This window comes from Sphingopyxis sp. PET50, from assembly GCF_025244705.1.
GTDB lineage: Bacteria > Pseudomonadota > Alphaproteobacteria > Sphingomonadales > Sphingomonadaceae > Sphingopyxis.
In genome coordinates this window covers 2548725-2574781 of the sequence record NZ_CP104207.1, presented here as the reverse complement: position 1 = coordinate 2574781, position 26057 = coordinate 2548725, and the positions used below count along the sequence as shown (strand labels likewise).

Below are 26057 nucleotides of genomic sequence, written 5' to 3'. Positions count from 1 at the left end.
GGCGGCGTCAATTTACCGCGGTCACCGGGGGCGCGTCGCCGAACGACCACATCCGTTCGAGGTTGTAGAAGCTGCGCACCTCGGGGCGGAACAGGTGGACGATCACGTCGCCGGCGTCGATCAGCACCCAGTCGGCGTTGGGCAGGCCCTCGACGCGGACGAGCCGCCCCGCTTCCTGCTTGATCCGCTGCGCCAGCTTGTCGGCGATCGCCGAGACATGGCGCGTCGACCGGCCGCTCGCGATCACCATATGATCGGCGATGCTGCTCTTGCCGGCGAGCGGGATGGAGATGGTTTCCTGGGCCTGGTCCTCGTCGAGCTGGTCGAGGATCAGCGCGTGGAGCGCGTCCACGCTGTCGTTCGGTGCGGCGCCGGGCGCGGCATCCTTACTGGCGGCTATCAAGCTTTTTCATTCCTTTCTTGGCCGATCAGGCGCGAATGCGTCACCGGGTCGCGCATCGCGCGGCCGGCATGGCGTTCGAACCAGCGGGGGTTGGCCTGCCGTATCGCAGTCGCGGATCGCACATCGGGCGAAAAGCGCAGGAACACGAGGGCAGGCGGTCTCCAGTCCGTCCAGTCGAGTTTCTGGTCCGCGGGCCGGACGAAGCGCCGAAGCCAACCCATCGCCTGAGCGGCATGGGCACGGCCATTATAGCCCGGACGCGCGACAACCGCAATCGGCATGAGTCGCGCAATCCCCCGCCAGTCGCGCCAGCGGGGCAATTGGGCGAGATTGTCGGCCCCCATGATCCAGACGAAGCGGCGATTGGGGTAACGCCGCACCAGCTTTTTCAGCGTGTCGATGCTGTAGCGCGTGCCGAGTTCGGCCTCGATCGCGGTGGGGCGAATCGGCGAGCGGCGGGCCATATGCTGCGCCGAGGCGAGCCGCGCGGGGAGCGGCGCCATGCCTGTCGCGGGCTTGAGCGGATTGCCGGGCGACACCAGCCACCACAGCTCGTCGAGCCCGAGCGCGTCGATCGCATTGAGGCTGATCGCGCGATGCCCGCCATGCGCCGGGTTGAAGCTGCCGCCGAGGAGGCCGGTGGTGATCATGGCAGCGATTGCCAGTCGCTGCGATTGTGCTGCACGCGCGCGATCAGGATGCCGCCGGGTTCGACCCGGTAGATGAGGAGAAGCGGCGTGGCAAGCACGCGCCATTTGCGCAGCGACCCATCGGTGATCTGCGGCCCTGCCCGCGGGTGTTCGAGAAGAAAGTCGGCGGCGTCCAGCGCCGCATCGACCGCGCGGAATCCGAATTCCGGATCGGTCCCCATGTAAAAGTCTTCGATCCGGGCAAGGTCCGACCCCGCCGGTCCAGACCATCGAATCCGCGCCATCAGCGGGTATCGGCGCTTTTCGATGTCCGCAGCGCCCGTCGCTCGGCGATCACGCGCTTCATATCCTCGTGCGAAATCCAGTCGTCGGCGTTGGCCGCGTCCAGGCCTTGCTGCACGAAGGCCAGAAACTCGGCTTCACGCCGGGCGTGTTCGCGCACTGCTTGCGAGACGAACCATGCCCTGCTGCGGCCCTGCGCCGCGACGATCTCGTCTACCAGCGCGACGGTTTCCTCATCCACGCGGGCGGAAATGACGGTCTGTTTGGTCATGCCCGCAATGTATCATTTGTATACAAATGATTCAAGGACGCGTCTGACCGCTCCCGCGCACCAGCCATTTGTAGGTCGTGAGCCCCTCCAGCGCCACCGGCCCGCGCGCGTGCAGCCGCCCCGTCGCGATGCCGATCTCCGCCCCCAGCCCGAATTCGCCGCCGTCGGCGAACTGGGTCGAGGCGTTGTGCATCACGATCGCGCTGTCGACCTCGGCGAGGAAACGTTCGGCGGTGCCGGCATCCTCGGTGACGATCGCGTCGGTGTGCTTGCTCGAATGCGCGTCGATATGGGCGAGCGCGCCCGCGAGGCCGTCCACTTGTCCGACGGTCACAATGGCGTCGAGATATTCGCAGTCCCAGTCGTTGGCGCTCGCGGGCGTGACATGCGGGCTGAGCGCCGCGATGTCCTTGTCGCCGCGCACCTCGCATCCCGCCGCTATCAGCGCGTCGATGAGGCCGAGCGGGGCGGGATAGGCGCGGTCGATCAGGATCGTCTCGGCCGCACCGCAGACGCCGGTACGGCGCATCTTGGCGTTGACCGCCAGCGCGACCGCCTTGGCCGGATCGGCGGCGCCGTCGATGTAGAGATGGTTGATCCCGTCGAGATGCGCGAGCACCGGCACCCGCGCCTCGTCCTGCACGCGCGCGACGAGGCCCTTGCCGCCGCGCGGAATGATGATGTCGATCAGGCCCTGCGCGCGCAGCAGCGCCCCGACCGCGGCGCGGTCCTGCACCGGCACCAGTTGCACCGCGTCGGCGGGCAGGCCGGTTTCGGCGAGGCCGGCGGCGAGCGCGGCGTGAACCGCGCGGTTGCTGTTCACCGCCTCGCTGCCGCCGCGCAGGATCACCGCATTGCCCGACATCAGCCCGAGCGCGGCGGCGTCGGCGGTGACGTTGGGGCGGCTTTCATAGATGATGCCGACGACGCCGAGCGGCACGCGCACGCGGCTCAGCGCCAGGCCGTTGGGGCGCACGGCGCGGTCGATTTCCATGCCGACGGGGTCGGGCAGCGCGGCGACCGCCTCGACCGCGTCGGCGATCGCGCCCACCCGGTCGGCGTCGAGCCGCAGCCGGTCGAGCATCGCCGCCGACAGGCCGGCATCCTTGCCCGCCGCCATGTCGCGCCGGTTGGCGTCGAGAATCGCGTCGGAGCGCAGGCGGAGCTGCTTCGCCGCCGCGCGCAGGCCCGCGGCCTTTTCGGCGGTCGGCGCCACCGCCAGCGCCTTGGCGGCGACGCGCGCACGCGCGCCCATGCCGGCGATCAGCGTGTCGGCATCGGGAACGGCGGACAGGGTGTGGGCTTTGGCGGTCATGCGCGCGCCCTATCATGCTTTGCGCGGGCGGTGAAAGTCCCCGTTGCGCCCGCCGCGCGCGCTGCTACCTAGGCGTCATGACAGGGGACATCGAAGGCATCGGCGCGGCGGTGACCGCGGGGCTGGCGGCGCGGGCGGTCGAACCGCGCCATGGCGGCGGTGCGCATGGCCCGGGCCCGGCGCGCTGCCTCAACTGCGGCACCAGCCTGACCGGCCCGCACTGCCACCGATGCGGGCAAAAGGCCGACGTCCACCGCAGCTTCGGCGCGATCGGCCACGATCTCGTCCACGCGATCTTTCATTTCGAGGGCAAGATCTGGAACACGCTGCCGCTGCTTGCCTGGCGGCCGGGCGACCTGACGCGCCGCTATATCCATGGCGAGCGGGCGCGCTTCATCTCGCCGCTGGCGCTGTTCCTGTTCGCCGTCTTCCTGACCTATGCGGTGCTGGCGATGGTCGGCAGCGGCGGCGGGCTGGGCGAGGAACTCAGCAAGGCCGCGGCCGAACAGACGCGCACCGCCGCGATCAAGGACAGCATGCAGGCCGAAGTCGACCGCATCGACGCGGCGCTGGCGAAAAAGGATGTGCCGGCGACGACGCGCCAGGCGCTGCAGGACGAACGCGACACGCTGCAAAAGAGCGCCGACTATCTCGGCGTCTCGCGCAGCCGCAGCAGGGAAGAACGCGCCGCCGACCGTGCCGCGGGGCCGCCGGTGCTGGAGGACCCCAGGCAGCAGGTGATGACCGGCGCCGATTTCATCTCGCGCAACAAGGTCGATACCGGCGTGCCCTTCATCGACCATGGTCTCGAAAAGGCGTTCGCGAACCCGGCGCTGATCCTCTACAAGCTCCAGGCCAACGCCTATAAGTTCGCCTGGGCGCTGATCCCGCTGTCGCTGCCCTTCATGTGGCTGCTCTATCCGTTCAGCCGCCGGTTCCACACCTACGACCATTTCGTGTTCGTCACTTACTCGATTTCGTTCATGCTGCTGCTGTTCGTCGTCGTGCGGCTGCTCAACCTGACGATCTTCGGCGAGGTCGCGACCTTCATCGCGATCTTCTATGTGCCCTTCCACATGTATCGCCAGTTGCGCGGCGCCTATCGCTCGTCGCGGTTCGGCGCCCTCGTGCGGACGACCCTGCTCCTCTTCTTCAGCCTCTTTGCGGTCATCACCTTCATGCTGCTGTTGCTGGCGCTCGGCACGATGGGATAATCATACCGTCATCAAAGCCGGGCAGAGACCCCGCGACCGACAAAGGGAGACTGCGATGCACGGGCCTTGGGGTGAGATCGAACGCCGGCTGCTGATCCAGCTCGGCACCGCCGGGCTCGCGGCGCTGGCGCTGCCGGGCGCGGCGCGCGCGATGATGGCGCAGGGCTTCACCCATGGCGTGGCGAGCGGCGAGCCGGGCCCCAATTCGGTGCTGCTATGGACGCGCTATGCCGCCGCAAACGACAGCGCGCTGACCGTCGAAGTCGCCGAAACCAGCGATTTCACCCGCATCGTTGGCGGCGGCACCGCCCATGCCGAGGGGGCGAACGACCATTGCGCCAAGCTGAAGGTCGACGGGCTCGAACCCGGCCGCTGGTATTTCTATCGCTTCGTCGCGCCCGACGGGACGAAGTCGCTCACCGGCCGCACCCGCACCCTGCCGCAGGGACGGACCGGCGCCTTCAACCTGGCGCTCTTCTCCTGCTCGAACCTGCCCTTCGGCTGGTTCAACGCCTATGGCCACGCGGCGGCGCGCAGCGACATCGACCTTGTCGTCCATGTCGGCGACTATCTCTACGAATATCCCGCGGGCAATTATCCGGCGCGCGGACAGGCCCTGCCGGGGCGCGAGATCCAGCCGTCGCACGAGATCGTCGCGCTCGCCGACTATCGCCTGCGCTACGCCGCCTATCGCGCCGACCCCGATTTGCAGCGGCTGCACCAGCTGTTCCCGATGATCGCGCAATGGGACGATCATGAATTCGCCAACGACACATGGAAGGGCGGGGCGGAAAATCACAATGAGGGCGAGGGCAGCTGGGCCGACCGCATGGCGGCCGCCGAGCGCGCGCATGGCGAATGGATGCCGGTCGCCGACACGCGCTGGCGCGACTATCAGGTCGGCGACCTCGCGACGGTCTTCCTTCCCGAAACGCGCGTGACGGGCCGCGACCGCCCGTTCGAGATCGACGAGATCGTCGCGGGCGGCGGCGATGCCGCGGCGAAGCTCAAGGCCTTCGCCGAGACGGCCTATCGCGACCCCGCGCGCCAGTTGCTCGGCGGCGATCAGGAGAAATGGCTGTTCGGCGGGCTTGCCACCTCGACGAAGGCGGGCACGCGCTGGCAGGTCTGCGCGCAGCAGATCGTCACCGGCACGCTCCACACCCCGCCCGAATCGGCGGGCTGGTTCGGGGCCAATCCGCCCGAGGCGGTGCGCCGCCGTGTCGCGGCATCGCAGCTCGCCGCGAAGGCGGGGCTGCCGCTCAACATGGACGCGTGGGATGGCTATCCCGCCGCGCGCGGCCGAGCTGCTCGGCGCAGCGCAGGCAGCGGACGCCGATCTGGTGATGCTCGCGGGCGACAGCCACAACGGCTGGGCGTTCGACCTGGACCATGACGGGCGGCCCGCCGGCGTCGAGATCGGTGGCCACAGCGTCACCTCGCCGGGGTTCGAGGCGTACACGCCGGACATTTCCGACGACGTCCGCGTCGCTGCCCTGCGCGCCTCGTCGCCGCAGCTCCAATGGGCGAACACGCAGGACCGCGGCTATGTGTCGGTCGCGATCACGCCGGACAAGGTCGCCGCCCACTGGCACAGCATGGAAACGATCCGCGAAAAGTCGCTGGCGCTGAAGGGCACGCACAGCATGACCGTGCGGCGCGGGAAGCGGGTTTACGAGGCGGTATAAATCCCTCTCCCATCGGGAGAGGGTTGCGAAGACTTGCCAGCTTGCTGGTTAGTCGAAGCTGGGTGAGGGGATTGCCGGTCCCGTGGATAGGCGATGGCAGATACCCTCATCCAAGTTCGCCTAGGCGCTGTGCGCCAAGGCTCCCTATCCTTCTCCCAAGGGGAGAAGGATATTAGCCATAAGGCGGCGCATCCTCCCACTCGCCGAACGACGGATAATCGTTCGCGACGCTCGCGGTGAAATTCGGCGCGCGCTTTTCGAGGAAGCTGGTCACGCCCTCGGCGGCATCGGGGCTGCGCCCGCGCGCGAAGATCACGCGGCTGTCCCAGCGATGCGCGCTCATCGGGTGCGGCGCGCCGAGCATGCGCCACATCATGTGGCGGGTCAGCGCGACCGACACGGGGGCGCTGCCCTCGGTCAGCTCGCGCGCCTTCGCGATCGCCGCATCGACCAGTTCGCCCGGCGCATGGACCGACTGCACCAGCCCCTTTTCCTGCGCTTCGGCGGCGGGGATCAGCTTGGCCCGAATAGCACCAGTCGAGCGCGGTCTGGATGCCGACGAGGCGCGGCAGGAACCAGCTCGACGCCGCTTCGGGCACGATGCCGCGGCGCGCGAAGACGAAGCCGTAGCGCGCGGTCTCGCTCGCGAGCCGCGCGTCCATCGGCAGCGTCATCGTCGCGCCGATGCCGACCGCGGCGCCGTTGATCGCGCCGATCACCGGCTTCTTCGCCTCGAAGATGCGCATCGACACGCGTCCGCCGCCGTCGCGGACCAGCGGGTGCGACCAGTCGATCGTGCCGTCCTCGGCGACCGGGCTCGCCGCGACGCCCTCGGGCAGCAGCGCCGCCTTGTCGGTGCGCTTGTCGTAATCGAAGGTCGCGGCGCCGCCGCCAAGATCCGCTCCGGCGCAATAGGCGCGGTCGCCGTCGCCGGTGAACACCACCGCGCGCACGCCGTCGTCGGCGTCGCATTCGTCGAGCGCTGCAACGATCTCGGTCATCATCGTGGTGGTGAAGGCGTTCATCCGGCCGGGCCGGTACAGCGTCAGCAGCGCGATGCCCTCGTGCCGGTCGAGGCGAATCTCTTCGAAGCTCATGTCTCTCTCCTTGTCTTTGCGGCCATGGTCGCAAGCGACGCGCGCGAAGGCAAGCTCTGGTTTACGTAAGCGTAAAGACGTAAATGGGATCGTCGCCCCCGCGCAGGCGGGGGCCGCAATCGGTTTACGCAGCAGCATGGAAACAGGCCGACTGCGGCCCCCGCCTGCGCGGGGGCGACGTGACTGGTGACGCGCCCGGCCTTTGCCGCTATAGGCCGCCCGAACCGCCCCGGCGCCGCGCCTCTTGATGAGTCGTATTCGCCGGGGCCAGCTATTTTGACGCACAGGAAAGTACGCAGCCATGGCCCGTCGCCGCCAGATCTACGAAGGCAAAGCCAAGATCCTCTACGAAGGCCCCGAACCGGGCACGCTGATCCAGTATTTCAAGGACGATGCGACCGCGTTCAACGCGCAGAAAAAGGGCACGATCAGTGGCAAGGGCGTGCTCAACAACCGCATTTCGGAGCATGTCTTCACGCTGCTCGGCAACATCGGCGTGCCGACGCACTTCATCCGCCGCCTCAACATGCGCGAGCAGCTGATCCGCCAGGTCGAGATCGTGCCGATCGAGGTGATCGTGCGCAACGTCGCCGCGGGCACGCTGTCGAAGCGGCTCGGCATCGAGGAGGGGACGCAGCTTCCCCGCACGCTGATCGAATATTGCTACAAGGACGACGCGCTCGGCGACCCGCTCGTCGCCGAGGAGCATATCGCCTGCTTCAACTGGTGCAGCCAGGACGAGCTCCACGACATCCAGGACATGGCGATCCGCATCAACGATTTCATGTCGGGCATGTTCGCCGCGGTCGGCATCCGCCTCGTCGACTTCAAGCTCGAATTCGGCCGTCTCTACGAGGGCGATTTCAGCCGCATCATCCTCGCCGACGAGATCAGCCCCGACGGCTGCCGCCTGTGGGACATGACGACCAACGAAAAGCTCGACAAGGACCGCTTCCGCCGCGACCTCGGCGGCGAGGTCGAAGCCTATCAGGAGGTCGCGCGCCGCCTCGGCCTGCTCCCCGAGGGCGGCGACCATGCGGTACTCGACCTCGACAGCCACCGGAAGAAGAAGGGCAGCTGAGGCTTCCGCCGCAAGGCGAGCGCGCGAGATCCCATGTCGTCTGTCGAAAGCGCCGTGCCGGCCGGTTGACCGGCGCTTGACCCGCTTCGCGACCGCCGCCAGACCGGTGCGATGACATCCCGCCCGATCCGGCGCGCCACGCTCGCGCTTTCGCCCCTCGTCCTGCTCCTCGCCACGACCGGCCCGGCCTTTTCCGCCGATCCGGCACCGGCAGCGCCGCCCGCCGCCGCGGCCGCCAATCCCCAGACCGACGCCGCGCGCGCGTGGAACTTCGCGGCCAGCGACGTGCCGGTCGATGCGAACATCGTCTTCGGCGTGCTGCCCAACGGGATGAAATATGCGCTGCTGAAGAACAGCACGCCCAGGGACAGCGTGTCGATCCGCATGCGTTTCGACGTCGGCAGTTTCGCCGAGGCCGACGACCAGCGCGGCCTTGCCCATTTCCTGGAGCATATGGCGTTCAACGGATCGACCAATGTGCCCGAGGGCGAAATGGTCAAATTGCTCGAACGCAAGGGGCTGGCCTTCGGCGCCGATACCAATGCCCAGACGGGTTTCGACGCGACCATCTATCAGCTCGACCTGCCCAACGCCTCCGACGACCTGGTCGATACCGGGCTGATGCTGATGCGCGAGACCGCGAGCGAGCTGACGATCGATCCGGCGGCGGTCGACCGCGAACGCGGCATCATCCTGTCCGAACGGCGCGCGCGCGACACCTATCAGCTGCGCAGCCTGATCGACCAGCTCGATTTCCAGATGAAGGGCGTCATCGCCCCGAACCGCATCCCGGTCGGCACGGTCGAGGTGATCCAGTCGGCCCCCGCGGCGCGCATCCGCGACCTGTACGACCGCTATTACCGCCCCGAGCGCGCGACGCTGGTGATGGTCGGCGATTTCGACCCGGCGGCGGTCGAGGCGAAGATCAAGGCGCGCTTCGGCGACTGGACGGGGCGCGGCCCCGCGGGCGCCGACCCCGATCTCGGCACGATCGATTACCGGCGTCCGTCGGCCGCCGACGACTTCGTCGATCCCGCGATCGCCGACGGGGTGACGATCACCGCGTTCAAGCCATGGGTGAAATTGCCCGATACCAAGGCGAAGCGCGCGAAGGATCTGGCCGAGGGCATCGGCGAGGCGATCGTTTCGCGCCGCCTCGCCAAACTGGCGCTGGCTGAGGATTCGCCGATCCTGAACGGCTATTTCGGCGATGCGAACGGCTGGGACGTCTTCGACCAGGTGACGATCGGCGCGACCGCCAAAGAAGGGGCGTGGCGCGAAGCGCAGGCGCTGATCGAACAGGAATGGCGCCGCGCCGCGCAGCACGGCTTCACCCAGGCCGAGGTCGACGAACAGCTCGCCAACCGCCGCACCGCGCTGAAGAATGCGGTTGCGGGGGTCGATACGCGGCGCAGCGAGAATCTCGCCAATGTGCTGGTCGAGGCGGCCAAGGGTGATTTCGTCGTCGTCCGCCCCGAAACCGCGCAGGCGCTGTTCGAGGCGGCCGCGCCCTCGCTCAGCGCCGAAGCGGTCAGCGCGGCCTTCCGCAACCGCCTCGCCGGGCTCGGCGCCCCGCTCGTCCGCGTGACGTCGAAGACGCCGATCGAGGGCGGCACCGACGCGATCCTCGCGGCGCTCCAGGCGTCGCAGCGGGTCGCGGTCGCCGCGCCCGCCGCCGCGGCCAGCGCCGCCTTCGCCTATACCGATTTCGGCACGCCGGGGACGGTCGTCAGCGACACGCGGATCGAGGACCTCGGCATCCGCCGCCTCCGCTTCGCGAACAACGTCATGCTCAACATCAAGCGGACCGACTATCAGAAGGATACCGTCTATCTGGCGCTGCGCGTGGACGGCGGCAGCCTGCTCGCGACAAAGGAGGACCCGACGCGCGTCGCGCTCGCGGGCTCGATCAGCGTCGGCGGACTCGAGGCGCACAGCCGCGACGAGCTGAGCACGATCCTCGCCGGGCGCACGGTGAGCGGCAGCGTCGGCAGCGCGACCGACAGCTTCGGCGGCACCGCGCGCACCTCGCCCGGCGATTTCCAGCTGCAGGCGCAGCTGATGGCGGCGTATCTGACCCACCCCGGCTACCGCCCCGACGGGCTGGCACTGATCCGCCGCATCCTGCCGCAGCAATATGCCGCGAACGACGCGACGCCGGGCGCGGTGCTCAGCCGCGACGCCGGCGGCATCCTCGCCAACAATGATCCGCGCGCGACGACCCCGCCGCTCGACAAGATGCTGGCGCTCGACTGGGCCAGTCTGAAGCCGGCGGTCGCCGACAGCTTCGAACATGGCGCGATCGAGATCGGCGTCGTCGGCGACATCGACGAACAGGCAGCGATCGACGCGATCGCCGCGACCTTCGGGGCGCTGCCCGAACGGCGGCCCGCCTTCGACCCGCGGCCCGAGGCGCGCATCCGCGAATATGCGCAGGACCGCAGCGAGCGCACGCTGATCCACAAGGGGCCCGCCGAACAGGCCGAACTGCGCGTCTATTGGCCCGCGCGCGACGACAGCGACCTCGCCGAGGCGATGCGGCTGCAGCTGCTGTCGCGGGTGATGCAGCTGATGCTGACCGAGGAATTGCGCGAAAAGCTCGGCGAAAGCTACAGCCCCGGTGCGGGGGCCAGCCTGTCCGACGATTTCCCCGGCTATGGGCATCTCTTCGCGGCGAGCAACATCGATTACAAGGATATCGCGACCACCCGCGCCGCGATCCTCCGCATCGCCGGCGAATTGCGCGACGCGCCGGTCGATGCGGACCTGCTCGACCGCGCGCGCAAGCCGATGCTGGAGGCGATGACCAAGGCGCGGCGCGAGAATGGCTACTGGATTCCCTATGTGGCCGCCGCGACGAGCAAGGAAGCGCGGCTCGACCGCAGCCGCAAGAGTATCGCCGAAGTCGAAGCGGCGACGCCGGCCGAACTGCAGGCGCTCGCCAAACGCTATCTCACGGACGACAAGGCGCTGGTCATCAAGGCAGTGAGCGACAAGGCGGGTTCCGCGGGAACGGCCGCCGCGCAGTGACGTAGGCGGCGGCTTTCGCGTGCCTGAAGTCCGCAGCCGCTCCCTGCTCTCGCGCCGCGCGCTGTTGGCGACGCTCGCTCCGGCCGTTGCGATCGGAACCCTCGGCCCCGCATGGGCGCAGGCGCCGCGCTACGGCCGCCTGCGGCAGGTCCGCGAAGGGCTGAAATCGGACCTGCCGGTGACGATCGAGGTCGCGGGCGGCGCGATCGACATCGTCTTTGCCGATGGCGCACCCGGTTTCGACCGCGCCCCGGCGCTGGCTTGGGTGCGCGGCAGCGCGGAGACGGTCGCCGCCTATCTCGGTGGCCGCTTTCCGGTCCCGCGCCTGTCGCTGCTGATCGTCGCGCAGGAGGGGCGCCGCGTCGGCCGCGCGACGACCTGGGGCTATGGCAGTTCGACGATCCGCGTTGCCGTCGGGCGCGGTGCCGATGCCGCGACCTATGCGCGCGACTGGGTGATGGTGCACGAAATGCTGCACCTGATGCTGCCCACCCTGCCCGCCAACCAGTTCTGGGCGCTCGAAGGCAGCGCGACCTATGCCGAGCCGGTCGCCCGCGCGCGGCTCGGCAAGCTGTCGCAGCAGCAATTGTGGCGCGGAATGGTGCGGGGCATGCCGCAGGGCCTGCCCGCGCCGGGCGACGCGGGGCTCGACCACACCTCCACCTGGGGACGGACCTATTGGGGCGGCGCGATCTTCTGGCTGCTCGCCGATGTTCGTATTCGCCGGACGACGCGGGGCAAAATGGGCGTCGAGCATGCCTTTCGCGCGATCAACGCGGCCAGTGGCGGCAACCGGACGGCGTCGACGATGGAGCGGATCGCCGCCGTCGGAGACCGGGCGACCGGCACCGGCATCCTGTCAGTGCTTTACGCCGAGATGCGCGACGCGGCGGCGCCGGTCGACCTGCCGGCGCTGTTCGCCTCGCTGGGCGTGATCGGCGATGGCCGGGGTGTGCGGTTCGACGACGGCGCGCCGCTGGCGGCGATCCGCCAGGCGATCGGCGGAGCGTCCCCGCGCTAGAATCGTCCTGTTTAAACTGAACCGTAGCCCTGAGCGATTCCGCCCGAACAGGACAGCCTCCAGACTTCCGTGCTGTTCAGTCGCGCGTCGGTAATATGCCCGGCGCTCGTGCGCGGAGGAAATTCTCGAGCGCGACAAAGATCATCTCGCGTGCATCGCTACCCAGCATCTCGCCCGTCAGCACGTCGAACCGCGCGCGGTCGCGGCGGCCGGAGGCGCCGATCATCGCCGCGAGCAGGCTCTCGTCGAAGCTGACGCGCGGGCAGCAGGGCGGGGCGACGGCGAAGGGGTCGGGCCAGCTGTGGCCGATCGCCTCGACCACCAGCCGAAAGCGCCGCGCCGCGAGGATATTGCCCCAGCGCCGTTCGAGTTCGGGCATCGGGTCGCGTTCGCTGCGGCGGCAGAGGATGCAATAGCGGAGCGCCAGCACGGCCTGGGCGGCATCGACGGGCAGGTCGCGGATCAGCGGCTGTTCGGTCAGCCTGCGGATCAGCGTGCTCGATTCCATGGGTCGCGTCCCTTTCCCGTGCGGTCCGGTTGATTGGCGCAATCCCGGGCCGGATCCGGAAAAAGCCGTCGACCGCTGCATGGTGCAGCGGCTTAGCAGGAGGGGACTGCCTCACTTTGCTATTGAGAATTATTCTCAAAGACAAGCAAAAAAAGAGGCGCCCGTGGGCACCTGTGAATTTTTGGCGATTATATCCTTTGCAAACCCAAGCGGCCCGTCGGGATCGGGTTAGGCGGATGTTTGGCGACGCGCTCAGCAAGCGTTGTTCGAGGCTGATGGGGCGGATATTATGTTTCGCACAAAGGCACAAAGGCACGAAGATGTCGTGCTTGCCGCGAAGCGGCTTTACCTCTTCGACCTCGTCAAAGCGTCGACGCCGATGAAAAGGCGGCCTTTCGGCCGCGAACGGCCCTCTTCGTGCCTTTGTGCCTTTGTGCGAAATCAATCTCACTCACGTCGGCGCACTGCGCCTTCGGTGCCGCCGATAAGCCTGCGTCCGCTTCCGCCCGAAAGCGGTCATTCCCGTCCTGAGTCTGCAAAAGACATCATCGCCAAATTCTTATCGAATTCCTCCCCCGAAGGGGAGGGGATAAATCATCAATCGTCCCCGACCGATTTCGACTGCAGCTGGACATAATTTTCCAGCCCCATGCGCTCGATCATCTCGAACTGCTTCTCCAGCTCGTCGACATGATGCTCCTCGCTTTCGAGGATGTCGGCGAACAGGTCGCGGCTGACATAGTCGCGCACGCTTTCCGAATGCGCGATCGCATCCTTCAGCAGCGGGATCGCCTCTTCCTCGAGCGCGAGGTCGGCCTTGAGGATTTCCTCGACCGTCTCGCCGACGCGCAGGCGGCCCAGCATCTGGAAATTGGGCAGGCCGCCCAGGAAGAGGATGCGGTCGGCCAGCTTGTCGGCGTGCTTCATCTCGTCGATCGATTCCTCGCGCTCGAAATGCGCGAGCTTCGCGACGCCCCAATTGTCGAGCATCCGGTAATGCAGCCAATATTGGTTGATCGCGGTCAGCTCGTTCTTCAGCGCCTCGTTGAGGAAATCGATGACCTTGTCGTCGCCCTTCATGATGTCCGTCCTGTCTTTTTGTCTTGGGAATGGGGTGGGCGCATTATACGCGCCCCGGCCCCGTCAGGCCAAGGTCAAAAATGGCGGAAAACCGAGAAAAATCAGGCGGTCGCGGCGACTTCGCTGATGATATTGCGAGCGAATGACAGGCACTGGCCGCACTTGGGTTTGCGACCCAGTTGCGCATAGGCGGCCTTGGCGCAGCGCAACTGGCCATTGCGCGCGACGTCGCGCAGCTGGCTTTCCCTTATTGCGTTGCAGACACAGACGACCATATGCGAATCCCTCTCAACAAGGCCGATGTAGGGATAGTGCGACGGACTCGCAACAGGAAAGTTGCGACTGGTTCGCATTCCGGACAGCCGCATTTTCCCGGCGCGCCGCCCGCGCCCGCCCCCTTGCCCCGCAGGTGATTCGCGGGCATAGGCGCGCCCATCTTCCCGCCGCTCGCAGCAAAGGTCCGCCCCATGAAAGTCCCCCTATGAAGGTGAACATCTATGTGACGCTGAAACCGGGGGTGCTCGACCCGCAGGGCAAGGCGATCCACCATGCGCTCGAAGGGCTGGGGTTCGCGGGCGTCGAGGATGTCCGCGCCGGCCGCTTCATCGAACTCGAGGTCGCCGACGGCGTCTCCGACGCCGATCTCGACGCGATGTGCGCGAAGCTGCTCGCGAACACCGTGATCGAAAACTACCGCATCCAGCGCGCCTGAAGGGACCCCGAGCCATGAAGACCGCCGTCATCGTCTTTCCCGGCTCCAACTGCGACCGCGACATGGCGGTCGCGCTCGAAACCGTCACCGGCCACGCTCCCGCGATGGTGTGGCACCGCGACAGCGAACTGCCGGGCGGCATCGACTTCATCGCGCTGCCCGGCGGCTTCTCCTACGGCGACTATCTGCGTTCGGGCGCGATGGCGGCGCGTTCGCCGATCCTCGGCGCGGTGAGCGAGGCCGCGGCGCGCGGCGTGCCGGTACTCGGCGTGTGCAACGGTTTCCAGGTGCTGACCGAAGCCGGGCTGCTCCCCGGCGCGCTGATGCGCAACGCGGGGCTGAACTTCGTCTGCCGCACCGTGCCGCTGACGGTCGAAAACAGCCAGTCGCTGTTCACCGCCGGCTACCGGGCGGGCGAGGCGATCGATATCCCGGTCGCGCACCACGACGGCAATTATTTCGCCGATGCCGAGACGCTCGACCGGCTGGAAGGCGAGGGGCGTGTCGCCTTCCGCTATGCCGCGCCGGTCAACGGCTCGGCGCGCGACATTGCGGGCGTACTCAACGATGCGGGCAATGTGCTCGGCATGATGCCGCACCCCGAGCGCGCGATCGACCGCGCGCATGGCGGCACCGATGGGCTACGCCTGTTCGAGGCTGCGCTCGGCGTGCTTGCCTGATCCGGGCGCGGCGCCCGGCCGCGGCCACCGGCGTTCGGCAAGCGCGAGCACCCCCGGCCATAAGGCGGTGTTCCAGATATCGTGCCAGTGCCCCGGTTCGGGCGCGAGCCTTCCGCGCAGATATTCGCCCTCGATATCGAGCCATTCGTCGACCAGCGCCGCGATCACGACCGCGATCCACGCCATCCACGCCAGCCGCCGCAGCCCCAGCCGCACGGCGAGATAGACCGTCATGCCGGCGTAGATATGCAGCGCATCCTTGCCGAGCCCGCTGCCTTCGATCAGCACGAGCTTGACCTGCTGGTACAAGGCCGAGGCCGTCGCGGCGTCCATCGCGGCGGTCAGACCTTCGCCTTGAACGGGCTGAAGTCGGTGCCCTCGTCATAGACGTCGACCCCCTCGCGGCGCTTGAGCGTGCCGACGACGACATAGGTCACCGGGGTCAGCGCCGCTTCCCACAAGGTCTTGATCAGCCATTGCGACAGCACGACCTGCATCAGTTGTCCGGGCGGCCAGCCCGCGAGGCCGTAAAAGGCGAGCGGATAGAAGATCAGGCTGTCGAGCCCCTGGCCGACGACGGTCGAACCGATCGTGCGCATCCACAGGAAGCGCCCGCCGGTCCAGATCTTCATGCGCGCGAGGACATAGGAGTTGGCGAACTCGCCGACCCAGAAGGCGAGCATCGAGGCGATGACGATGCGCCAGCTGTTGCCGAACACGAATTCATAGCTCTCCTGCCCCGGCCAGCCCTCGGCGGCCGGCAGCGACACGACGACCCATGCCATGAAGGCCATGAAGGCGAGCGCCGCGAAGCCGGTCCATATCACGCGCCGCGCGCGCGCATAGCCATAGACCTCGGTCAGCACGTCGCCGATGATGTAGCTGATCGGAAAGAACAGCACCCCGGCGCCGAACGCCCACTGGCTGCCGTCGGGCAGCGGAATATAGCTGGGCTTCGACGCCCCGATGATGTTGCTGAGCAGCAGGATCGCCACGAACGCCGCCATGACGATGTCGTAATAGCGGAAATGCCGCACGCTCGCGGCGCTGACAGGGGCGGGGGTGGCGTCGGTTTGGGCAGGTTCGGTCATCGCCCCCCTGCTTATCTTGCTTTGCGCCCCGCGCAAACCGCGCTATTCGCGCCCTCCACAGCCTTGGTGCAAGCGCCCGTAGCTCAGCTGGATAGAGCACCCGCCTTCTAAGCGGAGGGTCTGGGTCGCGAAAAGGATGGGAGTATTGTAGGTTAGCCGTTGCCGGTGTTCCAGCGAACCGTGTAGCGAACCGTATTGGGGCCCCGTAGCTCAACTGGATAGAGCACCTGCCTTCTAAGCAGGATGTTGCGTGTTCGAGTCACGCCGGGGTCGCCACGCCACTAGCGGCAGATTTTGCGAGCTTTCCTCGGAGAGCGAGTTAACGAATGGATTATGACACAACGATTCTCCTCTGTCGCAAATGCACCATCTCTGCAGGAACATTATACGGAGGCCCCAGAGCTCCGAGACCTGATGACCGCGCTGCTCGGAGACGTTAACGGCAAGTTGGTATTAGAGCCATCGGCCGGACGTGGGGCGTTCATATCTGCTCTATGCGGCATCCCCCGAAAGCTAGATGCGATTGACGTCTCGGAAACGAGTGTAACCTATTTGGAGAGAAATTTCCCAGCCTGGGTAAAAGCGAGGCAGGCGGACTTTATTGACCTTTTCGTATCAAACCCTCTGGAAAGATTTACAATTCTTGAGCGCGAGTATGATGCGATCATTGCAAATCCGCCATTTGGTCTCAAAATGAGTAAGGAATATCGCTCTTTAATAAAGTCAATTCATCCAGATGTTTACGCGAGGGAGTCTTACGGACTATTCCTGCACTTCTCTTTGCAGCTTCTTAAAGGGGATGGTCGATATGTCTTTATCATTCCGGATACCTTTCTGCATTCAGCTTATCACAAATCTCTCCGAAAGCTGATTTTGAAGCATGGTGCGCCGACGCATATCATTCAATTTCGTTCAAGCCGATTTGAGACCGTCAACTTTGGCTACGGAAGCCTTTGCATAATTGCCGGGAATGGGAGGTCCGTACTCTCTGACGATAAGATTATATGGGTTGATGCCCAAGCCTCAACAGAGCCGTTGAGTATGAAATCGTTCGCCGATGATGGTCAGGAAGTTAGGGGCGAAGAACTTATAGCCACTGTCGAAAGCGGCTGGTCGCATCCGGCACGGAAGGCTGCGCTCAAGCATGATAGTTTTGAGACGACGCTTGGCGAGATCGCAGAATGCCGAACAGGTATATATTCAGGAGACAATTTACGCTGGTGCGGGTTCTCTAGCGAACTAGGGAAGGTTCGTGGAGTTGGCCATCCAATCGAGTGGGGCGGTAATGTCAGGGAGACCCAGCTAAGCGTCGACGAGCAGAAGACGGGGATTCTGTCGGGTCCGCATTACGTACCTTTGATAAAGGGCGGCCATCGCCAACCCCTAGAGACCACCGCGTGGGCGATAAATTGGTCAAAAAAAGCTGTAGAGTTTTATGCATCTAACAAGAAGGCGCGGCTGCAGAACTCCAATTTCTATTTCAAGCGCGGACTGGCTATACCTATGGTAACATCAGGTCGGATTTCGGCTTCTCTAATGCAGGATTCAATATTCGACCAAGGTGTCGTCGGTGTATTTCCCCACGATGAAGCATTAATCGCCCCATTGTTGATATATCTAAATTCCGATCGCGTTAGCACAGCAGTGAAAATGGCTCTGAATAGTTCTGCGAACAATTCAGCAAATTACATCAAGCGGTTCCCGATTCCGAAATTCAGCAACAGCAAAAAAATTGAAGCTGACATGATAGTCGCTCGCGCAAAAAATAAAGGCTGGGAAAGCACATATGATGATAGGGTGAATTTTATAGATTCTCTATTTGATCACCAATCCAGATAGGATCTTAGGTCCGCAAGTTGTCCATCAATGTCCCTGAAAAAATTCTCGCTTAGGTCTTCTTGAAAGTTCACGATTTCCTTGCGGAGGTCGTTGATGTTTGCCCCGGTGAGTTCATCAATCTTCTTATATGCCTCTTCGCCACAATGAACTTGCCAGAGGTTTGACCTCTTTAGAACTTCCAAATAGTTGTTATTATCAGTCTGTCTAACCAGCAGAAATAGCTGCGTGGCTGGGTTCCAAAGGCGGTATGCCCGCCCGACCCCGATCAAGCGAAGCGTGTTCCCCTTTTCGTTGGAGCCAAACCCACTCTTGAAATCAACAACGTGCGGAACATCATCGACGGAGAATACCTCGTCTTCCTTCATATTGATTTCGCCAACAAGTTCCCAGACATCGGCAAAAACGGATTTGACCTCGGGATCATCTGGCAAGCGCTTCTGCAATGCGCTTGTGATCTCGGCAAAGGACGGCTCACCAACTCGTTGCACTCCGGGGCGTGAGGGCTCGTCCCAGCAAGTGCAGCAAAATCGTTCCCAGAGCTCGCCTACCCGGCGTGAGAAGGCCATATATTCGTAAGGCCATACTGCATGCCGATATTCCAGGCTTGCTACACACGAAGCATATTGGTTCACAACAAGGGTGTTTTGCCTAACGTCCTTATCTTGAATTGTTTGCGCGATTTCTCGAAGTTCATTGTATGTCGAGGCAACAATATCATTGACCTTTTTTGCCTTTTCTTTGTGGTCAATCTCTTCTGCAGCAATCTGCGCCGTGGCTGGCCGCAAAACTTCATGGAAATGGGTTAACGCCTCTTCTTTGATCTTTGCGAAATCCATTTGATTGAAGCCCCGATGATTCGTGTCACGGGACTTTGGCGAATCGACAGAGGGGCGTCCACTCCTTGCGCGATTTCTTGGGCCGGTTAAACTGGTCGCACTCAGGACCGGCGGCTGTGATGCGATGGGTGAGGAATGAGGCTGCAACTATCCAGTTTAGCGCCGCCGGAATTGCTACGCCTTCACGCGTCCATCGGTGAAGAGCTTCGTAACCGTGGGATCGTCCGTAGCTCAAACAATCCCGTGGGCGACTTTGCGGAATACCTGTTTTGCAAGGCCTTTGGTTGGACCCAAGCGGGAAATTCCGCGAAGAGCGCTGATGCGCTTTGCTCTGCGGGAAGGCTGTATCAGGTGAAATCGAGAAGACCGACGCGCCACAATTCTTCGCGGCAATTGAGCGCCATTCGAGACTTGGACAAGGGCGGCTTCGATTATCTCGCTGGTGTCATATTCTCGGAAGATTATTCGGTCGAGCGGGCTGCAATCATTCCTTACGACTTGGTGCTGGCGAATGCATCGTATGTCGAACGGACCAATAGCTGGAAATTCTACCTTCGTGACTCGGTCTGGGATTGGCCGGACGTAGAAGACGTGACGACGCAAGTGCGCGCTGCCTGCGACTAGCCCGGCTCGAACGGGCTGACGTCACGGGTCCGACAGTCGGCGCACAAGCGGTTGCCGGGCCCGTAACTCATGAAGGGCTTGCGACAGCGCAGGCAGGGCCGCTCTTGCTCGGCTGGCTTGCCATACTTGACGCCGGTGCCCGGCGCATCGGCCGCGATGATGCCCGGCTTCCTCACTGCTCCGCGCTCCCCTCATCGTCGGGTTCGGGTTCCGGCTCAGGCTCCCAGCCGAGCTCCCCCCCATGCAGGGCCAGCGCCTCGTCGCGCGCGTCGAGGTAACGAAGGTGCATGGCAGGATCGCCCTGGAACACGTCGATGTCGGCTTGCAGGGCCTCAACGCCCCGGCCGAGGTTGGCCAATGCCCGGTCCAACGCGGCGGTGCGCGCTTCGCCAATTAGCCGTATGCCCAGCTCTGCCGCCGTTTCGACCTTCGGCCCGGTGGCATGGTGGGCAACGTAGCCGTCAGCCAGCATGACAGAGATAGGATCGGGCCGTGTCACCGGCCCGCCCCTGCCAGCGCCTTGAGGCTCTTGGCAGCCTTTGCGGCCGGGACGTTCCGCAGGGCCAGAATGTCGCCGTAACGCTTCACCAGCGCCGCTCCCGACGCGGTGACACGGTCCAAGGCCGTTTCGGTGGCGGCAAGCTGGGCACTGTCTACCGGGGCGAACCTTGCCGCCGCGCGAGCGCGGAGCGTCGCATGGGTATCGGGGTCAAACCCGGACAGGAACGGCTGGGCATGGAGCACCGCCGCCACGGTCGGGATATCGCCCGCATCGACGGCCTGCGCCACGAACCGCATCCGCTCGTCGGGCTTCTTCATGGCCTTGATATGCGCCCGCACTTCGGCCGCCAGGGCGAGCCCTTCGGGCGTCTTGCGCGCCGGGTGATCAAGCGCCGTGGCAACGCGGGTGGCGAGCGCATCGCGGTAGCCTTCCAGCTCCTTCAACCGCCGGTCGATGGCCGGGCTGACGCGGGCGAAGGCCTTTTCGGCGGCGACGATGAACTCCTCTGCATCCACAACGCGGGTCGGCCTGCCGTTCTTCATCCGCACATTGTCGCTGTACTCGGTGCGGCCGCTTCCCTCCGCCGGGTGCTGGCGACGGCGGGCCGGATCGGCGATGGCCTGCAAGTCCCGTTCGGCTTCATTCATCCGGCCGAACAGGTCATAGCAGAGGCGCAACCCCTCCCGTGCGGCAGACAGGACGGTGACGCCCAGGGTGCCTTCAGCATTGAGGGTCTGACTGAGCCCCATGAGGCTATCAGGATGCAGGCCCAGTGGCACATCGGCGCGGATCGGGGTGCTTTCGTCAAAGGGGGTAGGCATGGTTGGCTTCCTTCTCAGTAGTGGCCAGCGGAAATCCGCCCGTGGCTGGCCAGCATCACGGGGGAATTGACGAGGTAGCGAATGGCGTCAGCGGCATGGTCGGCGGCCGTGGTGTCTACGTCCTCAAGGCGCACGTCGTCGCGGGGGAGGAGCGGCAGGGTTTCCAGCGCGTAGCGGCAGCGCTCGGAAATCCAGAGGCCTGGCGTGTCGGGGTCGCCATCGCGGGCGGCGGCCATCATGGCCTTCACCTTCACCCAGCCGGAAATGCGGTCCTTGCGGGGTTTGACCAGTTGCAGGCCGTATTTGCTGAGCTGTTCCAGTAGCGTGTCGTTCTGCAGGCCGCGCGCGTCATCGCCCACGCCATACCGGCGGACGTTCCAGCGTTCGCAGGCGGCCAGCACTTCCTCGGCCACCATCTGGGGCGGCCAGCCCTTGCCCGCGTTCGGATCGTCGGCGCGGGCGCTGTGGACCTCATCCACAATGATCCACGAATGCTTGGGGAACACCTGCCCACCGGGCTCAATGAGGCCGGGGATGCGCGGCTGGATGGCGAGCATGGCAGCAGTCGGTGCCGACCAGCCCCAGTCCAGCGCGACGCAGCTATACCAGCCGTGCTCCGAAACCGGGCCGCGCGGGACGCGGAACGTGCTGTCGGGAATGATGCAGTGCTCGCCAAACACGTCCGCGAAGAACGCGCCTGCCAGGTCGGCCCAGTTATTGTTCAGCCAGGCTTCCGCCAGCGCGCGGTCACCGCCAGATGACGCGATGATCGACCGGGCGTAGCGCTCGGTGTCGATGGTCGGATTGTCCAGGTAGGTCGAGGGCGCAAACACCCAGCGGGAGCCATCGTCGAGCTCGTATGGCCGCCACGGAATGCGACCGGTGACGTGCAGCCGGGCGATGGTGGCGTGGAGCGGGCCGCCGGGGTTGCCGAGTACGATCATGCGGGTCGGGATGCCTGCCGGGCCGCGCAGGTTGGCGCGTAGCATGTTGATGTGACGCAGGGTGGTGAAGTTGGTGATCTCGTCGACCGCCAGCAGGTTCGCCTCCTGCCCCTGCCACTTGGCCACGTCCTTCTTGTGGCCGAGGTTGCCCAGGGTGACGATGGCCCCATTCGGGCAGCGGATGATGAAGTCAGCGCGGTTGCTGCTGATGCCGCCGGGGAAAGCGTCGCGGAACAGCGCTTCGAGCTCGTCCCAGAGGTTGGCCAGGCTCTTGTAGGTGGCGCGCAGGATCAGGACGCGGGCCTTGTCCTCGTACTGGACGCAGTGCCGCAGGGCCAGCAGCGCCAGGGCAGTCGTCTTGCCGGAGCCACGGCCACCAAGCATGGCGATATTCAGGTCTTCGGGGATGGCCAGCACCCGCTCTTGCCAGGGCGTCGGGGTGGTGAGCTTACTCATCGGCCGTGCTCCCCTGCTGGCGCTCGGCTTCGATCATCGCGGCGTAGGCCTTGGCCTCCATCGCGGCCGGGAGGTTGATCTGCACCGCGACCTTGGGGGCGGTGTCGGTCTGGCCATTGTCGCGGTAGCCGAACATCGACTTGAGGGCGAACATGGCCGCCACGATGTTGCCCTTGCGGGCCGCCTCCACGAGGCTGCTGGCGAGCTCGAATTCCAGTCCCGCCCTGCCCTGGGCAAAGGCCTCGTCCACCTCAGGCTGGCGCTTCCGGCACTGGTTCAGCGTCTCCCGGCTCACACCCAAGGCGGCGGCGATGGACGGCACCGGGTGGCCCAGCCGAGCCATGTTGCGGACAATGTCCAAGGCCGGGGGCAGCAAGGCGATGCCGGAAGCATCGCGCACGGTCAGGCCGGTGGGCCTTTTGCGCCCCTTCTTGCCCGTAGGCGGTTCGCTAGACGGTTCGACTTCCATGTTCATGAAATGTTCCATACACTTTTCCATGGGGTTACGGCTCTAGGTTGGGAGCCTCAGCAGCGTGGGGGCTGTCAGAAGACGTGTTTTCGGGGTGCGATCCGCCATCAGGTTCTCTTTTTTAGGGAGCAAGAACGCGGGGTGGGCGGGCACTACGCCCATGCCAGGGGAAGCCGATGCAGCGGCGCCGGTCCGTCCGGTCCGGGAGGTCCGGGCATTTAGCATTGCACTAGCTACACCTATTGTTCTCTCCCTCCCTTTCGAGTGTTCTGTTTCCCCTGCAGAGAGTTTGCTCAACCCGGACTTCCTGGACTTCCCTAGGAAATCCATGCGTTTTGCTCGGACCGTAACCCGGACCGAACCCAGACCGTTGCCCGGACCGAAGGGCGCCAAGACCTCAGAACGGCACATCGTCGTCTCCCCTGGCGAACAAGCCACCATCGCCGAATTGGTCATCTCCCTGGCCTATCCCGGACCGGCCGCCGTAACCCGGACCGGGGCGAAGCCCGATGCCAGCCCATGCCCATTGCCGCTTTCCGCCGACGTTCGGCCGGGTTTCGCGAATATGCTGCCCGACAGCCGCCTGCAGGTTCTTGCCGAACAGCTCCTTGCTGCCCCTCCAGGTGTAATCGGCGTCCTCGGCCCAGTGCTTAAAGCGCCGGTAGAGATCGTCCTTCGCAACAGACAAGTCGGCGCCCATCTCGCATTCTTCGTCCAGAAAGGCCTTAATGGGAGAGGCCAGCCGATCCATCGCCTGCACCAGCGCCAGCGAGCTCGCCGGTTGCGCGAGACGGCCTTCGGCACGAAGCCGCCGCCAGCCTTCGATGGCCCAGTTAAGGATGCCTGGCAGCTCCGCCGCAAGCGCCACATCAAGGCTCCGATCCTCGCGGCCAAGGAACGATTGCCGCATCTGCAAGACGATGTAACGGCTCATCAGGGCGCCGGACGGATCGTTCAGCGACGGCGCTTCGTTCGACATGATAACGAAGCGAGCCGACAGCCTGCCAGCCCAGTCGTTCATGTGCTTGCGGGGGACGGAGAAATCGTCCTCGCCGCTAACGCGCAGCAAAGTTTCCGCCACCTTCGCCGTGTCCGTGCGGTTGCCGAGCCGCATATCGGAAACGAGCGCGAGCTGTTTGCCGATGAGGCATTGCAACCCGAATTGTTCGGCCAGGCTGCTCAGCGTAGGGGACGAGACGTTGTGCCGACCGAGCAGGCGCAACAGAACGCGGCCGATCGTGCCCTTGCCGGAACGCGGCGGCCCGACCAGCACAAAAACCTTTTGCTGCGCTGTGTCGGGCGTCAGCAGATAACCGAACATCTGTTGCAGCGCATCGTGGCAGTCGGCTTCGTCGGCGCCGGGCCAGATTTCCCGCAGGAAGGCAAACCAGCGTTCGGGCGCGGGCGCGTCGGGCTCATAATCGAAGTCGAGCGCGTTGCGGGTAAACAGCGCCGGATCGTGCGGCGACAGGGTGCCATTCTCAAGGTCGAGCACACCGTTACGCAGGACCAAGAGCGAAGCCGGGTCCGGGCCTGCGCGGTCGTCCAGCCAGCATGGCGGAGTCAGCCTGGTCGCATCGGAATAGACCAAGCTCCGCAGCGCATCGAGCACGCAGCTAACACCCTTGCTGGAGAAGGTCGGGAACTGGCGATAAACCTCGGCCCGCATTCCTTCATCTTCGCGCTGCCGATAGGCGCCGTGGGCATAGGTCAGCCACTCGCCGTTAAACCGTAGCAGCGGCTCCTTCCGGTCGTCGAGCAGCGCCCGTGCAAGATCGAGCGGCGACGGCTGTTCGTTCGGGCTCTTGCCCTTCCGGCCAGAGGTGGTGCCGAACCAGCCGCGCACATCGTCCAGCAGCTCGGAAATGCCGAGCCCCTTGAACAGGGCAGGCATCCCTGTCACTTCGTTTCCGGCATCGAGGTTAGCGCGCGTATCGCCAGCGTGGCGAGCTTCCTGACGCTGTGTATCGCCAGCGGCCTGCCGCACGGTCCAGACAAGATCGTCCACCGCGTCATCGTCCAGGTTCATGCGGACGAGGGCGCCGGTCAGCGCCAAGGTTAGGTCATGGCGGCCAGAGCCTTCCTCGCGCGGCCACCGCCGCAGCACGACGGCGAGAAAGGCAAGCAGCCGCCCTTTCGTCGCGATTTCGTCCCAGTCCCAGCGCTCGTCCAGCGAGATTTCGTCAAGGGAGCGGCCGGGCAGCCAGGTCAAATAATCGCCGTCGGGGTGGATCGAGGGCGGCGCCATTGTGTATTGGCCCGCGCTCGCGCGGAGCTCGATGGCCCGACACTTGTTATCCGACCCCGCTTCCAGCCCAAGCAGGCGGTGCGCGGCCTCCTTATCAGAGAACTCGAACACCATCTGCTTGGGCGCCGCGCCATTGTGCCGGATGAACAGATGCGTGGTCGCACCGGCGCGACCGAAGGCGACAGTGCCGGTGCCGAATACAGCGTCAACAAGCTGGCGCGCTTCCGCCATGTCGAGATCCACATCGACAAGGCCGCCACTCGCATCGCCAAGGACGATGCCGTAGTTGATGCCGCCAGGCTCGTTTCCGGCAAAGCGCTGGTCGGCCATCTTGCCAGGGCGAAGCAACTTCTTACTTGCTGGCGCCAAGGGAACGGGATGCAGGTCATGCTTGGCGAAGCCTTCCAGAGTTTCGCTTTGCTGCGGGCGCCTGCTGGGCATGTGCAAGAGCGCCTCACCCATGGGCCAAAATCCTCTTGGCCTCGCGACGCACTTCATCTGGCAGGCTTGGTGGCAGGCAGCGGTACAAACTGGCGTAAGGTGCGTAACAACGCGCCTGCACACGGCTTGCCCAGTCCTCCAGCCCGTCCTCAAATTCGCGGTCCATATCGAACACGATTTCCGCAAACTCGGCGGCGCGTTCGGCTGCATAAAGGAGAGCGAAAGGCAATTCGCTGATTGCGAGGGGATGGTTGGGGCGCGAAGATGCCTCTTGATGGTTGGCTTCGATATGGTCCGCTCCGGTTCCCGCCGGGGCGGCCATTTCGTATGGGAGGTGCTTCATGCGTCACCTCCCGCGTCCATCCATGCCCGCACGTCGGTGGCACGGTAGCGGACGCTGGTTCCGACCTTCATGTATTTGGGGCCGATGCGCTTGGCGCGCATGGTTTCCAGCCCCTTCGGCGTGAAGCCGGTAAGCTGGGCAACCTGAAATGCGGTCAGGTATTCGGGGGCGACAGGAAGCTCGCCCCGGCGAAGGCGCTCGACCAAGCGGATTGCGACCTGGTCGCCAATCTGCTCTGCGAGCATTTGCAGTTGTGGGTCAATATCTGACATGACCGGCTCCGAAACGGTGCGCCGGTCAGGCACATGAAGCCCAAGCGCGGCGCACATTGCGCAGCTCGCTTAGGTGTCACCCCAATGTTCGGACGTTCGGCCACGTCGCGTGTTCCCCGGTCCTACGCGGTGCGTCGTG

General features: G+C 65.0%; 28 protein-coding genes, 1 tRNA gene and 1 pseudogene. 11 read left to right on the top strand and 19 right to left on the bottom strand.

Annotated features, from left to right (window positions below):
* Positions 1-7 precede the first annotated feature (7 nt).
* The 5 genes from rsfS to N0A20_RS13470 form a co-directional block, all read right to left on the bottom strand.
* Positions 8-403, bottom strand: a complete 396-nt coding sequence (gene rsfS / locus N0A20_RS13490) for a ribosome silencing factor (RefSeq protein ID WP_260580872.1) — start codon at positions 401-403, stop codon at positions 8-10.
* Positions 400-1053 (bottom strand): nicotinate-nucleotide adenylyltransferase, encoded by a 654-nt coding sequence (locus N0A20_RS13485; RefSeq protein ID WP_260580871.1) that lies wholly within the window; start codon positions 1051-1053, stop codon positions 400-402. The genes rsfS and N0A20_RS13485 overlap by 4 nt, the downstream gene beginning before the upstream one ends.
* Positions 1050-1274: a type II toxin-antitoxin system RelE/ParE family toxin gene (locus N0A20_RS13480; protein ID WP_409574685.1), complete on the bottom strand. Its 225-nt coding sequence runs from the start codon at positions 1272-1274 to the stop codon at positions 1050-1052. The genes N0A20_RS13485 and N0A20_RS13480 overlap by 4 nt, the downstream gene beginning before the upstream one ends.
* Positions 1275-1336: 62 nt before the next feature.
* Positions 1337-1606 (bottom strand): CopG family ribbon-helix-helix protein, encoded by a 270-nt coding sequence (locus N0A20_RS13475; protein WP_260580869.1) that lies wholly within the window; start codon positions 1604-1606, stop codon positions 1337-1339.
* Between the two features lie 31 nt (positions 1607-1637).
* Positions 1638-2921, bottom strand: a complete 1284-nt coding sequence (locus N0A20_RS13470) for a glutamate-5-semialdehyde dehydrogenase (protein WP_260580868.1) — start codon at positions 2919-2921, stop codon at positions 1638-1640.
* Positions 2922-2998: 77 nt separating this feature from the next.
* Between N0A20_RS13470 and N0A20_RS13465 the strand changes: the two genes are divergently transcribed.
* From N0A20_RS13465 to N0A20_RS20205, 3 genes are read left to right on the top strand one after another with little or no spacing between them, the layout of a single operon-like run.
* Positions 2999-4135: a DUF3667 domain-containing protein gene (locus N0A20_RS13465; RefSeq protein WP_260580867.1), complete on the top strand. Its 1137-nt coding sequence runs from the start codon at positions 2999-3001 to the stop codon at positions 4133-4135.
* Positions 4136-4190: 55 nt separating this feature from the next.
* Positions 4191-5531 carry an alkaline phosphatase D family protein gene (locus N0A20_RS13460; protein ID WP_312846543.1) on the top strand — a complete coding sequence of 447 codons (1341 nt, stop codon included), beginning with the start codon at positions 4191-4193 and terminating at the stop codon, positions 5529-5531.
* Positions 5482-5823: an alkaline phosphatase D family protein gene (locus tag N0A20_RS20205; protein WP_312846650.1), complete on the top strand. Its 342-nt coding sequence runs from the start codon at positions 5482-5484 to the stop codon at positions 5821-5823. The genes N0A20_RS13460 and N0A20_RS20205 overlap by 50 nt, the downstream gene beginning before the upstream one ends.
* 172 nt (positions 5824-5995) lie before the next feature.
* Here the strand turns inward: N0A20_RS20205 and N0A20_RS13455 are convergent.
* Positions 5996-6920, bottom strand: a pseudogene (locus N0A20_RS13455) (crotonase/enoyl-CoA hydratase family protein).
* Between the two features lie 301 nt (positions 6921-7221).
* On the opposite strand from N0A20_RS13455, the gene purC reads away from it, so the two are divergent.
* From purC to N0A20_RS13440, 3 genes are all read left to right on the top strand, one after another.
* Positions 7222-8001, top strand: coding sequence for a phosphoribosylaminoimidazolesuccinocarboxamide synthase (gene purC / locus N0A20_RS13450; protein ID WP_260580866.1), 780 nt, complete (start codon positions 7222-7224; stop codon positions 7999-8001).
* Between the two features lie 111 nt (positions 8002-8112).
* Complete coding sequence (locus N0A20_RS13445; protein ID WP_260580865.1) at positions 8113-11031, top strand: M16 family metallopeptidase; 2919 nt, start codon at positions 8113-8115, stop codon at positions 11029-11031.
* Between the two features lie 19 nt (positions 11032-11050).
* Entirely contained in the window at positions 11051-12052 is a 1002-nt protein-coding gene (locus tag N0A20_RS13440; protein ID WP_260580864.1) for a hypothetical protein, read from the top strand.
* Positions 12053-12128: 76 nt separating this feature from the next.
* On the opposite strand, the gene N0A20_RS13435 is transcribed toward N0A20_RS13440, so the two are convergent.
* The 3 genes from N0A20_RS13435 to N0A20_RS13425 all read right to left on the bottom strand — a co-directional run bounded on the left by N0A20_RS13435 (position 12129) and on the right by N0A20_RS13425 (position 13915).
* A complete protein-coding gene (locus tag N0A20_RS13435) occupies positions 12129-12560 on the bottom strand; it encodes an addiction module antidote protein (protein WP_260580863.1) in 432 nt (143 codons plus the stop codon).
* Positions 12561-13157: 597 nt separating this feature from the next.
* On the bottom strand, positions 13158-13640 hold the full coding sequence (bfr, locus tag N0A20_RS13430) for a bacterioferritin (protein ID WP_260580862.1): 483 nt from the start codon (positions 13638-13640) through the stop codon (positions 13158-13160).
* Between the two features lie 101 nt (positions 13641-13741).
* Positions 13742-13915 carry a bacterioferritin-associated ferredoxin gene (locus N0A20_RS13425; RefSeq protein WP_260583916.1) on the bottom strand — a complete coding sequence of 58 codons (174 nt, stop codon included), beginning with the start codon at positions 13913-13915 and terminating at the stop codon, positions 13742-13744.
* 206 nt (positions 13916-14121) lie between these two features.
* Here N0A20_RS13425 and purS point away from each other — a divergent pair, with 206 nt between their 5' ends.
* Together purS and purQ are read left to right on the top strand one after the other, a co-directional pair.
* Entirely contained in the window at positions 14122-14352 is a 231-nt protein-coding gene (gene purS, locus N0A20_RS13420; protein WP_260580861.1) for a phosphoribosylformylglycinamidine synthase subunit PurS, read from the top strand.
* 14 nt (positions 14353-14366) lie between these two features.
* Entirely contained in the window at positions 14367-15032 is a 666-nt protein-coding gene (gene purQ / locus N0A20_RS13415; RefSeq protein ID WP_260580860.1) for a phosphoribosylformylglycinamidine synthase subunit PurQ, read from the top strand.
* Here the strand turns inward: purQ and N0A20_RS13410 are convergent.
* A complete protein-coding gene (locus N0A20_RS13410; protein ID WP_260580859.1) occupies positions 14994-15365 on the bottom strand; it encodes a hypothetical protein in 372 nt (123 codons plus the stop codon). The genes purQ and N0A20_RS13410 overlap by 39 nt on opposite strands.
* An 8-nt stretch (positions 15366-15373) precedes the next feature.
* A complete protein-coding gene (locus N0A20_RS13405; protein WP_260580857.1) occupies positions 15374-16123 on the bottom strand; it encodes a queuosine precursor transporter in 750 nt (249 codons plus the stop codon).
* A 199-nt stretch (positions 16124-16322) separates the two neighbouring features.
* On the opposite strand from N0A20_RS13405, the gene N0A20_RS13400 reads away from it, so the two are divergent.
* A tRNA-Arg gene (locus N0A20_RS13400) sits at positions 16323-16399 on the top strand.
* Between the two features lie 138 nt (positions 16400-16537).
* Positions 16538-17962 (top strand): class I SAM-dependent methyltransferase, encoded by a 1425-nt coding sequence (locus tag N0A20_RS13395; protein ID WP_260580856.1) that lies wholly within the window; start codon positions 16538-16540, stop codon positions 17960-17962.
* On the opposite strand, the gene N0A20_RS13390 is transcribed toward N0A20_RS13395, so the two are convergent.
* Complete coding sequence (locus tag N0A20_RS13390) at positions 17947-18798, bottom strand: hypothetical protein (RefSeq protein ID WP_260580855.1); 852 nt, start codon at positions 18796-18798, stop codon at positions 17947-17949. The genes N0A20_RS13395 and N0A20_RS13390 overlap by 16 nt on opposite strands.
* Before the next feature lie 135 nt (positions 18799-18933).
* Between N0A20_RS13390 and N0A20_RS13385 the strand changes: the two genes are divergently transcribed.
* A complete protein-coding gene (locus N0A20_RS13385; protein ID WP_260580854.1) occupies positions 18934-19422 on the top strand; it encodes a hypothetical protein in 489 nt (162 codons plus the stop codon).
* A 172-nt stretch (positions 19423-19594) separates the two neighbouring features.
* Here the strand turns inward: N0A20_RS13385 and N0A20_RS13380 are convergent, their stop codons facing one another.
* The 7 genes from N0A20_RS13380 to N0A20_RS13350 all read right to left on the bottom strand — a co-directional run bounded on the left by N0A20_RS13380 (position 19595) and on the right by N0A20_RS13350 (position 25918).
* Positions 19595-19894, bottom strand: coding sequence for a hypothetical protein (locus N0A20_RS13380; RefSeq protein ID WP_260580853.1), 300 nt, complete (start codon positions 19892-19894; stop codon positions 19595-19597).
* Between the two features lie 23 nt (positions 19895-19917).
* Positions 19918-20745, bottom strand: coding sequence for a hypothetical protein (locus N0A20_RS13375; protein WP_260580852.1), 828 nt, complete (start codon positions 20743-20745; stop codon positions 19918-19920).
* Positions 20746-20759: 14 nt separating this feature from the next.
* The gene (locus N0A20_RS13370; RefSeq protein WP_260580851.1) at positions 20760-22145 is read right to left on the bottom strand and encodes a phage terminase large subunit; all 1386 of its coding nucleotides are present in this window, start codon (positions 22143-22145) and stop codon (positions 20760-20762) included.
* On the bottom strand, positions 22138-22632 hold the full coding sequence (locus N0A20_RS13365; protein ID WP_260580850.1) for a hypothetical protein: 495 nt from the start codon (positions 22630-22632) through the stop codon (positions 22138-22140). Before N0A20_RS13365 ends, N0A20_RS13370 begins: the two co-directional genes overlap by 8 nt.
* Before the next feature lie 379 nt (positions 22633-23011).
* Positions 23012-25324 carry a phage/plasmid primase, P4 family gene (locus N0A20_RS13360; protein WP_260580849.1) on the bottom strand — a complete coding sequence of 771 codons (2313 nt, stop codon included), beginning with the start codon at positions 25322-25324 and terminating at the stop codon, positions 23012-23014.
* Positions 25317-25646, bottom strand: a complete 330-nt coding sequence (locus N0A20_RS13355) for a hypothetical protein (protein WP_260580848.1) — start codon at positions 25644-25646, stop codon at positions 25317-25319. The genes N0A20_RS13360 and N0A20_RS13355 overlap by 8 nt, the downstream gene beginning before the upstream one ends.
* Positions 25643-25918, bottom strand: coding sequence for a helix-turn-helix transcriptional regulator (locus N0A20_RS13350; RefSeq protein ID WP_260580846.1), 276 nt, complete (start codon positions 25916-25918; stop codon positions 25643-25645). The genes N0A20_RS13355 and N0A20_RS13350 overlap by 4 nt, the downstream gene beginning before the upstream one ends.
* Positions 25919-26057 lie beyond the last annotated feature (139 nt).

What these genes read in the sequence shown, in the direction of transcription:
- purC (WP_260580866.1), top strand. Translation starts at nt 7,222, where the DNA reads ATGGCCCGTCGCCGCCAGATCTACGAAGGCAAAGCCAAGATCCTCTAC.
- purS (WP_260580861.1), top strand. Translation starts at nt 14,122, where the DNA reads ATGAAGGTGAACATCTATGTGACGCTGAAACCGGGGGTGCTCGACCCG.
- N0A20_RS13465 (WP_260580867.1), top strand. Translation starts at nt 2,999, where the DNA reads ATGACAGGGGACATCGAAGGCATCGGCGCGGCGGTGACCGCGGGGCTG.
- N0A20_RS13385 (WP_260580854.1), top strand. Translation starts at nt 18,934, where the DNA reads ATGAGGCTGCAACTATCCAGTTTAGCGCCGCCGGAATTGCTACGCCTT.
- N0A20_RS13360 (WP_260580849.1), bottom strand. Translation starts at nt 25,324, where the DNA reads ATGGGTGAGGCGCTCTTGCACATGCCCAGCAGGCGCCCGCAGCAAAGC.
- N0A20_RS13410 (WP_260580859.1), bottom strand. Translation starts at nt 15,365, where the DNA reads ATGGACGCCGCGACGGCCTCGGCCTTGTACCAGCAGGTCAAGCTCGTG.
- N0A20_RS13425 (WP_260583916.1), bottom strand. Translation starts at nt 13,915, where the DNA reads ATGGTCGTCTGTGTCTGCAACGCAATAAGGGAAAGCCAGCTGCGCGAC.
- N0A20_RS13390 (WP_260580855.1), bottom strand. Translation starts at nt 18,798, where the DNA reads ATGGATTTCGCAAAGATCAAAGAAGAGGCGTTAACCCATTTCCATGAA.
- N0A20_RS13475 (WP_260580869.1), bottom strand. Translation starts at nt 1,606, where the DNA reads ATGACCAAACAGACCGTCATTTCCGCCCGCGTGGATGAGGAAACCGTC.
- N0A20_RS13350 (WP_260580846.1), bottom strand. Translation starts at nt 25,918, where the DNA reads ATGTCAGATATTGACCCACAACTGCAAATGCTCGCAGAGCAGATTGGC.
- N0A20_RS13480 (WP_409574685.1), bottom strand. Translation starts at nt 1,274, where the DNA reads ATGGGGACCGATCCGGAATTCGGATTCCGCGCGGTCGATGCGGCGCTG.
- bfr (WP_260580862.1), bottom strand. Translation starts at nt 13,640, where the DNA reads ATGAAGGGCGACGACAAGGTCATCGATTTCCTCAACGAGGCGCTGAAG.
- N0A20_RS13460 (WP_312846543.1), top strand. Translation starts at nt 4,191, where the DNA reads ATGCACGGGCCTTGGGGTGAGATCGAACGCCGGCTGCTGATCCAGCTC.
- N0A20_RS13370 (WP_260580851.1), bottom strand. Translation starts at nt 22,145, where the DNA reads ATGAGTAAGCTCACCACCCCGACGCCCTGGCAAGAGCGGGTGCTGGCC.
- N0A20_RS13355 (WP_260580848.1), bottom strand. Translation starts at nt 25,646, where the DNA reads ATGAAGCACCTCCCATACGAAATGGCCGCCCCGGCGGGAACCGGAGCG.
- N0A20_RS13375 (WP_260580852.1), bottom strand. Translation starts at nt 20,745, where the DNA reads ATGCCTACCCCCTTTGACGAAAGCACCCCGATCCGCGCCGATGTGCCA.
- purQ (WP_260580860.1), top strand. Translation starts at nt 14,367, where the DNA reads ATGAAGACCGCCGTCATCGTCTTTCCCGGCTCCAACTGCGACCGCGAC.
- N0A20_RS13470 (WP_260580868.1), bottom strand. Translation starts at nt 2,921, where the DNA reads ATGACCGCCAAAGCCCACACCCTGTCCGCCGTTCCCGATGCCGACACG.
- N0A20_RS13485 (WP_260580871.1), bottom strand. Translation starts at nt 1,053, where the DNA reads ATGATCACCACCGGCCTCCTCGGCGGCAGCTTCAACCCGGCGCATGGC.
- N0A20_RS13380 (WP_260580853.1), bottom strand. Translation starts at nt 19,894, where the DNA reads ATGCTGGCTGACGGCTACGTTGCCCACCATGCCACCGGGCCGAAGGTC.
- N0A20_RS20205 (WP_312846650.1), top strand. Translation starts at nt 5,482, where the DNA reads ATGCTCGCGGGCGACAGCCACAACGGCTGGGCGTTCGACCTGGACCAT.
- N0A20_RS13435 (WP_260580863.1), bottom strand. Translation starts at nt 12,560, where the DNA reads ATGGAATCGAGCACGCTGATCCGCAGGCTGACCGAACAGCCGCTGATC.
- N0A20_RS13365 (WP_260580850.1), bottom strand. Translation starts at nt 22,632, where the DNA reads ATGGAACATTTCATGAACATGGAAGTCGAACCGTCTAGCGAACCGCCT.
- N0A20_RS13395 (WP_260580856.1), top strand. Translation starts at nt 16,538, where the DNA reads ATGACCGCGCTGCTCGGAGACGTTAACGGCAAGTTGGTATTAGAGCCA.
- N0A20_RS13445 (WP_260580865.1), top strand. Translation starts at nt 8,113, where the DNA reads ATGACATCCCGCCCGATCCGGCGCGCCACGCTCGCGCTTTCGCCCCTC.
- N0A20_RS13405 (WP_260580857.1), bottom strand. Translation starts at nt 16,123, where the DNA reads ATGACCGAACCTGCCCAAACCGACGCCACCCCCGCCCCTGTCAGCGCC.